Source organism: Fretibacterium fastidiosum (assembly GCF_000210715.1).
Lineage (GTDB): Bacteria > Synergistota > Synergistia > Synergistales > Aminobacteriaceae > Fretibacterium > Fretibacterium fastidiosum.
In genome coordinates this window covers 139,493-149,898 of sequence record NC_021038.1, presented here as the reverse complement: position 1 = coordinate 149,898, position 10,406 = coordinate 139,493, and the positions used below count along the sequence as shown (strand labels likewise).

The following is a 10,406-nucleotide window of genomic DNA, read 5'->3' as shown; positions in this document are numbered from 1 at the left end:
CGGGGCGCCTGTTCTCGACGGCAAAACCCTTCGGGACATGGAGCGGCGCAGCCAAAAACTCCGGCAGGGGTCACCTCGATTGAGACGAAGCTCCATCGCCATTTTCAGCCATGGCGTACCTCTCCTCCGCCTTGCCCACAATGACGGTTCCCACCAGGTCGCCCAGGCAATTATTGGTGGTGGTTCCCATGTCAAAAAGACGATAGAACGCTGCGATCACTCCCACAACCTCCAGGGGAAGCCCGGCGGACTGTACCACGACCATCAGCTTCACGATGCCACTTCCAGGGATTCCACCGCCCCCCATCGACAGAATCGTGGAGATGAAGATCACGTTGATCAGCTGAAGCAAGGTCATCTGCTGGCCAATCATCTGACTAATGAACAGAATAACGCAGGCATAGAGCAGCACGGAGCCGTCCGTGTTCATCTGGGAGCCCAGAGGAATCGTGAAGCCGGATATCCGTTCGGGAATGCCGAATTTCTCCTCGGCAACCTTGATGTTCACGGGAATCGTGGCGATGGAGCTGCAGGTTGAGATTGTATACACCCACACCTCGGCACTGTCCCGGATGAAGCGGAGGGGGTTGATGTGGGGCTTGAAGGCCATAAGGAAGCCGCCGTAGACGATGATGACATGCGCCAGACAAGCGGCGTAGTATGTGCCTACCAGCACCGCCATGGAGGTAAAGATGCCCGCGCCGTACTTGCCAAAAGAACTGCCCATCAGGAAGAACACGCCGATGGGGGACACGCTCATGATCATGCCGATCAACGAGAAGATCATGCTGTTGAAGCCGTTGAAGAACTTTCTCATGACCTCCTTGTGCTCCTGATTTGCGATGCGGAGGATGGCGATCCCCAACAGGATGGCGATCACCAGCGTCTGAACGATATTGCCATCGGCGAAGGTCTTGACCATGTTGGTGGAGAACAGCCCCTTGAGGAAGTCCGCCAGGGTGATATCCACGCCGCCCTTGACCTCCTGGGTGGCCAGACCGGCAAAGTCCGCAAACTTTCCAGGTTGCAGGAGCATCGCAACGACAATACCAACAATACAGGCCAGCACCGTGGTAACAACGTAATAGGCGATGATGCGCACGCTGACGCGCCGGAGCGAGGTCAGGCTGTCCTGGGAGACGATGCCCGTCACAATCGTGCAAAGCACCATGGGAACGACGATCATCTTGATGCAATTCAGCCATATATCGCCGAGGAAGCCCAGCTGCACCATCGTTTTACCGTCCACGAGCCCCGCGATGGAGCCCAGGATCATCGCCAGAAAAACCTGAGTTGTCAAGGAAACTTTTTTGCCGCCAACCCTCATAAGAAAAACCTCCCTTGTCCCTTAAAGCTCTCCATCTATTTCCCGAACAATTGCCGCCGCCCGCTCCGCGTCGCTCCGCGTGATGCCCTTATAGAACACAAGTCTCACGAAACTCCCTATGATCGGGCGAATCAGGAGCCCCCTTTCCTTTGCGCGGGCGCAGAATTCCTGAGGCGTAATCCCAGCCCCTTCCATGTCCAGCATCATGATGTTGGTCTGCACGTTCTGCTGTGCTTTGACCTTTTTCAGGTCCTTCAACAGTGAGGCGCAGAACTGCGCGTTCTCGTTATCCTCCCTGAGACGCTCCACATTATGCTTGAGGGCGTAGATCGCCGGGGCCGCGATAATACCCGCCTGACGCATGGCTCCGCCCAGCAGTTTGCGCATCTCCTTCGCCTCGGAGATAAACTTCCTTGTGCCACACAACAGGGAACCCACCGGCGCCCCAAGGCCCTTGGATACGCAGAACATCAGGGAATCGACGTACCGTGCGATCTCCTTCACCGTCGTCCCCAGGAAGGCCGCTGCATTGAACACCCGCGCCCCGTCCATGTGTACGGGGACCCCGTACCGATCCGCCAGACTGCGAATCTCCGCCATGCGTTTCAGGTCGATGCAGGCGCCCCCCGTGTAGTTGTGGGTGTTCTCAATGCAGATCAACTTCACCGGACCGTTCTTCAGTTCCTCCTCCATGCTCGCCGTATTCGGCATCAGCGACGCATCGGAGCGATACGTCACCTTCTTCAGCTGGCCGAACCGCGGAGTGAAGGCCGTCTTCTCGCTGCGGTCGAGGTGTTGCAGTTCGTCAATCAACACCGTGTCACCGGGGCGGCACCACGTCAACAACGCCGCCTGGTTTCCCATCGTCCCGGACGCGCAGAGCAGCCCAGCCTCCTTGCCCGACACTTCGGCCGCCATGTCCTCCAGCTCGTTGACGGCAAGGTCCTCGCCACGCCCCTCTGCGTCGAGGCGCCCATCGTCCCCAAGCCGCGCCGTGAGGATCGTCCGAAGCATCGGTTCATCTGGAAGGGTGAGGGTATCGCTTCTCAAATCGATCATGCGTCAACCGCTCCTTTACTGTGTCTGTGTGTATGCCACGTTGTCTATCAAAGAGAACTTGTACAGAGCGAAAGGGCTCTCACAACACATTAAACCGCATTTCCGCGATATAATCTAATATAGATTTAAAAATATCTATATTTACTTTTGTAAATGACAAGACATTAGCGGAGGCAGGTCAGGCATGTTTCACTACGCGAATTACATCTACGCCGTATACCGCGAGCGAAGCTTCAGCAAGGCTGCGGACAAGCTCTTCATCACGCAGCCTGCACTGAGCATCATGATCCGGAAGGCGGAGGAAGAGCTTGGGCTTCCGATCTTCGACCGCTCTCACAACCCTATAGGCTTGACGCCCTTTGGCGTGGAGTACGTTCAAGCACTGAAGGAGATTCATGCCATCGAGCAACGCCTCAGGGAATTGATCGAGCAGACGCGCACGTTGCAACGAGGTCACCTGTCCATCGGCAGCAGCAACCTTTGCGTGGATTACTTCGTCACCCGGCATTTGGTTCAGTTTCATCGGCAGTACCCAAACGTTGACCTCACTGTACGGAACCTCAACACTCTGGATGCAAAGCATCTGCTGGACTTGGGCGAGCTGGATTTCGTCATCACAAACCGTCCCTATGACGATAAAAAGTACGTGCAGAAGGTCTGCTTTCGAGAGTGTCTGATCCTTGTCGTCCCCTCGGATTTTGAAGTAAACAAGGGCCTTGAAGCCCATTGTCTCGCACCAGAGGAGCTGGGCGACACCGTGTTCTCTTTGCCGGGGAGGCGCACCGTGAGTTTGAGCCTCTTCGCTCAGGTGCCCTTCATCCTCCTCAGCAGCCAGAATTACCTGCGGCAGTACACGGATTTTCTATTCCGTGAGAGAAATATCTCCCCAACCATTCTCCTCGAACTGGAGCAATCGGCCACATCCTACAACTTCGCGAACCTCGGCATGGGGGCAACCATCCTGAGCAATCGTCTGATTCAGAACAATGCAGATACAACAAAACTTTGTTTTTACAAGATCGACAGCGATCACGCTGACCGCGACACCTTCCTCAGTTTCCGGCGCGGCGTATACTTCTCGGATGCGATGCGGCGATTCGCGGAGTTGTTTCTGGAGGCCCATTCAGTTGTCGACGACGAATCCATGGAGAATTTGTCCTCAACAGACCGTTGAGTGGATTGCGCAAGACGACGTCTTCCAGAGAACGCGTTTTTTTTGAAGGAGGACTATAACGCCCTCCAGCTCGCCCAGTTCCGAGGTCTTAACGTCATCCCCTGCGCCTTATATTTTTGAAGGGGGATTGAACGATATAAAAAATTTACTTTCATTTTTCCATAAAATATGGTAATATATTTTCACACATCGTACTGAGACTGATAAAAGAGACTGGTGAAGCGCCATGAATGAAATGAAGGATGTAGCTTCGAAGATACGCGGTCTGTACGACACGTTTTCCAAAGGGCATCAAAGTCTGGCTGAGTTCATACTAAACAACCCACAGGAGAGCGCTTTCCTCTCCATAAGCGCATTGAGCGACAAGACGGGAATAAGCGCGCCCACGATCACGCGCTTTGTACACAAGCTGGGCTTCGACGGATACGCTACGTTTCAGCGCGAACTGTACGAGGCTCAGGCACAGATAATGCCCTTCAGCCAACTGAAGTCGCTGCTTCGCAACTCCGCGGGGTCTTCCCCTGAGACAGCGACCGGGAAGGGGGCGCTCTTTCTTGGAATTGAAGCGAACCTGCGACTGATGGAGGCGCTGTATACGCCACAACTTCAGGAGGCCTTTACGCGTACTCTAGGCATCATACAAAACGCCCATAAAATTTACATCGCGGGGCAGAGGTCGTCCTTCTCCATCGCGCACTACTTGTCGTTCATGCTTCAACGTATATACAGCAACGTCGTCCCACTCAATGCAACGGCGAGCGCACTCCCGTCGGAACTAAGCGACGTGCGTGAGGACGACTGTCTCGTCGCAATATCATACTCGCGTTACACAAAAGCCACATACAACGTTGTTTCATATTTTCACCGACTTGGATGCAAAATCGCCGCGATAACCGATTCTCCGACCTCGCCGATCGCTTTGAAGGCCTCCGAAGTCATGATCGCTCCAAACGGTGAGTATTTTTCGCCCGTGTGCGCCATGACGTTGTGCAACTGCCTGATAGCCGCGTTGGGATCCCTCGACGTTCAAAGAACGCTTGAACGCATGGAACTTCAGGACAACATTGCCATAGAGCACGATATCTATCTTTAAGGGAACGCTGGTTAAATTTGGTATTCACTTAAAAGGTTTGGGCTTCACCCCCGCGGGATGGGCCGGCCGCCCGTTGGGGAAATGCGGTAAGGTAAATGGATTCAACATTACGGTGCAGGTCTTGCAAAGGGGGAAACGACATGATTTTCAACCTGAATCCACTGTGGGGGTTCCTTCCGCTGTTGCTCTACATTATTCTGATGCTCATGGGCAAGGACATGAACGTATCCGTCCTGTTGTGCGTTATCCTCGGTGCAGTGCTCAATGGAGAATCCATCATGGGATTCGCCAACACAATCAAGAACTCGCTGGGATCTTTTTGTGCCATGATAGGCTTCATCATCGTGCTTGGTTCGGGCCTGGCTGAGGTCCTGTCACGCACCAGGGTAGCGCACAACCTCGTGTATACCGTTGTGAGCCGCTTCAAGCTCAAGAACAAAAAGATGGCCATCCTCATCTCCATGGCGACCTCGACGCTCATGGTGTCGCTTCTGGGAACGCTTGCCGGTTCCAACGCCATCATCGCCCCCATACTTATTCCCATTGTCGCCAGCGTTGGCCTGACGCCATCCACCCTCGGCGTCATCCTTCATGGCGCCGGCGCCACAGGCCTTTACATCGGGCCATTCGTTCCCCCGGTCGTCACCATCATGGGGTTGACGAAGATAACGTACGGTTCGTTTATGATGAACGCCGGTATTCCGCTCGCGATCATCGTCTGGGGTTCGACGTTTTTCATGGCCTGTTGGACACAGAGAAGGACCGAGGGCAAAGAGACATACGCCGAGACGGATAAGGAGGCTACAAGTTTCGTTCCCGACGAGAGGTGCAAGCGTGCCACGTGGGTGTTCCTCATCGTCATGGCCATCATGATCGTTTATGGCCTGTACATAGGCGCGGGCGCCAGCTACGCGATCCTGGTCATGATGGCAGCGTCCATCATCGTCGGCATGGTGGGCGGGCTGTCGCTCAAGGACTCCCTCACCACCATGATAACGGGCGGCTCAAAGATGTTCTGGATGTTCTTCATGTTCGTGCTGTTCGATCCATTTCTCAACTACGTCAGCGCTTCCGGCGCTTTCAACGCAGTGGCAGAGCTTATGAAGCCGCTCATTGACGTCGGCGGGAAGGTTGCTTTCTTAATGCTCAGCGCAGCCGTCGGCGTGTTCGGAATCTCCGGAACCGGAGTTGCCCAGGCACAGATCACACACGAACTGTTTCTGCCGATGGTCAACTCCATGAATATCGAAATGGCCATATGGTCTCTTATTGTGCTTGTTGCCTGCCAGATCACCTTCTTCGTAACGCCGACGGTCGATATGGTCGGACAGATGGGACTTGCGCGCTCAAAGAACATCAAGGCGATGCTCGCCAACGGATGGGTGCTCACAATCATCACGTTCGGATACGTTCTCGTTCGCGCCATCCTTTACACGATGTAATCAATAAGCCGACATGCCCTTACCAGGAGGTGTACTCCATGACAAATTTTGCGCTGCTCCAAACGGACATAGAGTTCTGTAATCCAGAGGCCAACTTCAGTCATGTTCGCTCAATGTTCGCTGAAGCCATGAAGAAGACGCCGCGTCCTGACGTCGTAGTGCTGCCGGAGGACTGGGCCAGCGGCTTCTCCGACGAGATGTTTCGCCACATGGAGAAGTACGCAGAACCGGAAGATGGCCCTACTGTCACAATGTGCAAGGGGTTGGCCAGGGAATACAAGGTCTGGCTCGTTGCCGGCTCGGCAAGCATCCTGCACAGGGATGGCAAGATGCGCAACACCACGTACCTCATCGACCGCGAAGGCGAGATCGTCGGCGATTACAGCAAGATGCACCTTTACAGCGACATGGATGAGGACGTCCCCTTCGAGCACGGAGACAAGATCGAGGTTTACGACACAGAACTTGGCCGCCTTGGAATGATGATATGCTATGACATACGCTTCTGCGAATTGTCGCGCACATACGCGCTCAAGAAAGCCGATGTGCTTGTCGTGGCGTCCGATTTTCCCAATCCACGCGTCAACCACTGGCGCACGCTTCTCATGGCTCGTGCCATTGAGAATCAAATGTTCGTCGTGGCGTGCAACCGCGTAGGGTCGAGCCCGATGGGGACGTACTGCGGACACTCCATCATCATCGACCCATGGGGAGACGTCATCGCTGAGGGCAGCGACGGAGAAGAGATCGTCACAGGGTCCATCGACTACACGAAGACGCGTGAGGTGCGCGACCTCATCCACATGTTCCGCGACCGCCAGCCCCACCTGTACGGCGACACCCTGTTAAGGCCACAGGCTCAACTTCCGTAGAAGAAGGGGCAAAACTTCCATAGTCAACGGCCGTTATGGTGCGGATGGCTGTTCCTTCAGGTCACGGCAGCCATCCGCTTATCTCAAAGCCACGTAAGGGGCGGACTGAACATGAAAACCGACGTCTCCAAGTACCTTACCCTGCGACGCGACATCCATCGCCACCCGGAGCTCAGCAATCATGAGGTGGAGACAACGCGCCGTATCAGGGAATTTCTGGCTCTCGACGGGCTGGAACTTCGTCCGATAGGCGGCCTGAACGGTGGGTTTGTGAACGTCAACACGGGCATGGAAAAAACGCTCTGCATGAGGGCCGATATTGACGCACTGCCGCTACACGAGGAGACGGGCGTATCCTTCGCCTCCGAGAACAACGGCGTAATGCATGCGTGCGGACACGACATGCACACAGCCATAGCCGCTGCCATCGCGTGCGAACTCCACAAGGTCAGGGAGCTGCTGAAGTGCAATATCGTCGTCCTGTTTCAACCGGCAGAGGAGAACAACCCGGATGGTGGCGCAAAACCGGTCGTCGAAGCGGGGTTCCTTGAAGATCAACACGTCGATGAGGTCTACGGACTTCACATGTGGCCACAGCTACCCGTCGGCGACATAGAGGTGTGCCCTGGCCCCATCATGGCAGCCTCCGACAGATTCAGCGTCAGAATAACAGGTCGTACAGCCCACGCCGCCGAGCCGCACCTCGGAGTGGACGCGATCGCAATAGGCATGGACATCTACTGCGCACTCGTGCAGAAACTTCGTCGGGAGGTAAGCCCCTGCGACTCTATGACGATCTCGATCGGATCGTTCAAAACCAGCGGCCGCTACAACATTATATGCCCTGAAGCCGTGCTCGAAGGGACGATACGTACCACGTCGGACGGCACGCGCGCCTTTCTCCCAAAAAGAATCGCCGAGCTTTCGTCCACCATAGCCTCATCTTACGGCGGTAGTGCCGATACAAATGTAAATAGAGGCTATGGTATCGTAGTCAACGACGTCGATTTGTTCAGGCGTTTCTCCACTTGCGCAGTGAAGACGCTCGGGCCGGAACACGTCCACACCAATATACGCCCAAGCCTTATCGCCGAGGACTTTTACTATTACGGCAAACGTGTCCCGTCGCTTTACTTTCACCTCGGCTGTCAGTCCGAGTATTCGCTCCACAGCAATCGCTTCCTCCCGAAAGAAGAAGCGCTGACGGTTGCCGTCGATCTCATGACGGACTATTTCCTATCTCAGTAAGAATGTTACTTCTAGAAGAATTTTGAAAGGAGGCTATCCCGCATGGCGGACAATACCGTCAGAAAAATTCCGTGTCGAGAAATTTACGAACGCATCGCAAAACTGGACGCATTCACGGGACTGTACGTCGAAGCCATAGAATCCGGGGAGGTTGTGGAGATCAATCCCAACCGCGCACTGTGCTCGGCCAGCATCATCAAACTGCCCATCCTGGCGCTTGCGCTTAAAGACGTCGGGGAAGGCAGGCTGGATTGGAAGAAGACGTATCAAATTGCCTCCGCAAACAGGGTCGGGGGCACAGGCGTCCTGCGGGAGCTCGACGAAATTCGGGAGGCCTCGCTTGAAAAGCTGGCTTTCCTGATGATTGCGTTAAGCGATAATATCGCAGCAAATCAGGTCATTGACCTCATCAGCATGGACAGGATAACGCCGTTCTGCCGCAGCCTTGGCTACACGAACACGCGCTGCGAACGCAAACAGCTGGATATGCAGGCCATCAGAGAAGGTCGCAACAATTACACAAGCGCAGGGGATGCCGGCAGGATGCTTTCGGCCGTGGCGCGAGGGGAGCTGGTCAATCCGGTCGCTTCAAGGCTCATCCACAGCATCATGTCAAGGCAGATGTGCCGCAACAAACTCCCAGCCAAGATACCGGCTATCGCATACTGGGCGGTGCAAGATGGCATGACTCTCCCCGCCGGTTCCGTGCTGGCTGCGAACAAGACTGGCGAACTTTTGGACGTCCAGCACGACGCCGGCATCTTCACGCTGCCGGACGGTCGGCGCTACGTCATCGCCATGCTCACCGGCGAGGTCAAAGACGCGAATGACGCCGTTAACGCGATTGCCGACGTATCCAGAATAGTCTACGACGCCATGAAATAGAAAGCCGCCGACTTCCATTGCAAGGGAACAACATGCCCCTCTTTGACATAACTCATTCTGCGAGGAGATGGAAAACATGAGCAAAATCAAGAACGTCAAGGTGAAGGTCGTCAAAGTGCCTCTCAAAACGACTTGGCAGACGTCCCTTTATGCGACCAGCACACGCGCGCACTGCGTTGTCAAAATAGAGACCGAGGACGGCATCGATGGATACGGCGAGGCATCGCCAGCCGCAGCCTTCATGGGTGAAACGGCCTACACAATGGAGGTCATTATCGCAAAGTACTTCAAGCCGATGCTCATAGGCAAGAGCGTGCTGGATATCTCCGGCATAAACGATACGATGGATCGAATTTTCTCCGGCAACACGTCCGCGAAAGCAGCGATCGATATCGCGTTGCACGACGCAGCCGGAAAGGCTCTGAAAGTCCCAGTTTACGTGCTATTAGGCGGCAAGTGCAGGGATAGTTTTGATCTTGCATGGTCCATGGGTTTTAAAGAATTTGACAAGTCAGTTGACGAGGCACGGGAGTACGTAAAAAAGGGCTTCAAGGTGATGAAACTGAAGGTGGGGAAGGGCGTGGAAGAAGATGCCAAACTCGTCGGCAGACTCCGCGAAACGTTCGGCCCCAATGTGCCGATCCGCCTTGACGCCAATCAGGGATTCACGCCAGGCGATGCGATTGCGTTGATGCACCGCGTGGTTGAATTCAATCCGGAATGTTTTGAGCAACCCGTGCCGAAGTGGAATTACGAGGGAATGCGCCACGTACGCGAGCACTCGTGCGGCGTGAGAATCATGGCCGACGAATCCATTTCGTCACTTCATGACGTGATGAACGTCATCAAGAACGGTTGTGCGGATTTTTTCAACATCAAGGTCGGTAAGGTCGGTGGATTGTATCGCGCGTGCCAAGTCGCCGCAGCAGTGGAGGCAGCGGGATTTCAGGCGGCGGCGGGGAGCAATCTTGAACTCGGCATCGGCGAGGCGGCCAGCGCCCACTTCATCACCAGCCAACCCGCGGTGTGCCTGCCCAGCGACGCGTTCTGCGGAACGGGACTCCATACCGAAAACCTCATAAAAACCCCGCTTGCCATGACGCCACAGGGTACGTTCTCATGCAATAACGCACCAGGATTGGGCGTCGAGGTTGATGAGAACATCTTTGAAAAATAAACGACATGGCTTTGCCAATCGAAGGGCTGGATACTGTCACCCCGTGGCAGGCAGGTCTTTTGGTGATACCTGGGTATGAAGCAGGAGCGAGTGGCATTGTCCCAAAATCCACGGGAAAAGTTTTTAATA

General features: G+C 54.9%; 9 protein-coding genes. 7 read left to right on the top strand and 2 right to left on the bottom strand.

Annotated features, from left to right (window positions below; all coding sequences use genetic code 11):
• Nucleotides 1-70 precede the first annotated feature (70 nt).
• Both SY1_RS00690 and SY1_RS00685 read right to left on the bottom strand, forming a co-directional pair.
• Nucleotides 71-1,300, bottom strand: coding sequence for a dicarboxylate/amino acid:cation symporter (locus tag SY1_RS00690; RefSeq protein WP_243440538.1), 1,230 nt, complete (start codon nucleotides 1,298-1,300; stop codon nucleotides 71-73).
• Between the two features lie 48 nt (nucleotides 1,301-1,348).
• Nucleotides 1,349-2,386 (bottom strand): threonine aldolase family protein, encoded by a 1,038-nt coding sequence (locus tag SY1_RS00685; protein ID WP_015555848.1) that lies wholly within the window; start codon nucleotides 2,384-2,386, stop codon nucleotides 1,349-1,351.
• A gap of 184 nt (nucleotides 2,387-2,570) precedes the next feature.
• Between SY1_RS00685 and SY1_RS00680 the strand changes: the two genes are divergently transcribed.
• The 7 genes from SY1_RS00680 (at nucleotide 2,571) to SY1_RS00650 (ending at nucleotide 10,277) form a co-directional block, all read left to right on the top strand.
• On the top strand, nucleotides 2,571-3,560 hold the full coding sequence (locus SY1_RS00680) for a LysR family transcriptional regulator (RefSeq protein WP_015555847.1): 990 nt from the start codon (nucleotides 2,571-2,573) through the stop codon (nucleotides 3,558-3,560).
• Nucleotides 3,561-3,786: 226 nt separating this feature from the next.
• Nucleotides 3,787-4,653: a MurR/RpiR family transcriptional regulator gene (locus SY1_RS00675; RefSeq protein WP_015555846.1), complete on the top strand. Its 867-nt coding sequence runs from the start codon at nucleotides 3,787-3,789 to the stop codon at nucleotides 4,651-4,653.
• 140 nt (nucleotides 4,654-4,793) lie between these two features.
• Nucleotides 4,794-6,095 (top strand): Na+/H+ antiporter NhaC family protein, encoded by a 1,302-nt coding sequence (locus tag SY1_RS00670; RefSeq protein WP_015555845.1) that lies wholly within the window; start codon nucleotides 4,794-4,796, stop codon nucleotides 6,093-6,095.
• A 38-nt stretch (nucleotides 6,096-6,133) separates the two neighbouring features.
• Nucleotides 6,134-6,967: a carbon-nitrogen family hydrolase gene (locus tag SY1_RS00665; protein WP_015555844.1), complete on the top strand. Its 834-nt coding sequence runs from the start codon at nucleotides 6,134-6,136 to the stop codon at nucleotides 6,965-6,967.
• Nucleotides 6,968-7,078: 111 nt separating this feature from the next.
• Nucleotides 7,079-8,215 carry a M20 metallopeptidase family protein gene (locus tag SY1_RS00660; RefSeq protein WP_015555843.1) on the top strand — a complete coding sequence of 379 codons (1,137 nt, stop codon included), beginning with the start codon at nucleotides 7,079-7,081 and terminating at the stop codon, nucleotides 8,213-8,215.
• A 42-nt stretch (nucleotides 8,216-8,257) separates the two neighbouring features.
• On the top strand, nucleotides 8,258-9,100 hold the full coding sequence (locus tag SY1_RS00655) for a serine hydrolase (RefSeq protein ID WP_015555842.1): 843 nt from the start codon (nucleotides 8,258-8,260) through the stop codon (nucleotides 9,098-9,100).
• A gap of 76 nt (nucleotides 9,101-9,176) precedes the next feature.
• The gene (locus SY1_RS00650; protein ID WP_015555841.1) at nucleotides 9,177-10,277 is read left to right on the top strand and encodes a mandelate racemase/muconate lactonizing enzyme family protein; all 1,101 of its coding nucleotides are present in this window, start codon (nucleotides 9,177-9,179) and stop codon (nucleotides 10,275-10,277) included.
• Nucleotides 10,278-10,406: the final 129 nt, after the last annotated feature.

Coding starts and splice junctions, on each gene's coding strand:
- SY1_RS00660 (WP_015555843.1), top strand. CDS start 7,079: ATGAAAACCGACGTCTCCAAGTACCTTACCCTGCGACGCGACATCCAT.
- SY1_RS00665 (WP_015555844.1), top strand. CDS start 6,134: ATGACAAATTTTGCGCTGCTCCAAACGGACATAGAGTTCTGTAATCCA.
- SY1_RS00680 (WP_015555847.1), top strand. CDS start 2,571: ATGTTTCACTACGCGAATTACATCTACGCCGTATACCGCGAGCGAAGC.
- SY1_RS00655 (WP_015555842.1), top strand. CDS start 8,258: ATGGCGGACAATACCGTCAGAAAAATTCCGTGTCGAGAAATTTACGAA.
- SY1_RS00675 (WP_015555846.1), top strand. CDS start 3,787: ATGAATGAAATGAAGGATGTAGCTTCGAAGATACGCGGTCTGTACGAC.
- SY1_RS00650 (WP_015555841.1), top strand. CDS start 9,177: ATGAGCAAAATCAAGAACGTCAAGGTGAAGGTCGTCAAAGTGCCTCTC.
- SY1_RS00670 (WP_015555845.1), top strand. CDS start 4,794: ATGATTTTCAACCTGAATCCACTGTGGGGGTTCCTTCCGCTGTTGCTC.
- SY1_RS00685 (WP_015555848.1), bottom strand. CDS start 2,386: ATGATCGATTTGAGAAGCGATACCCTCACCCTTCCAGATGAACCGATG.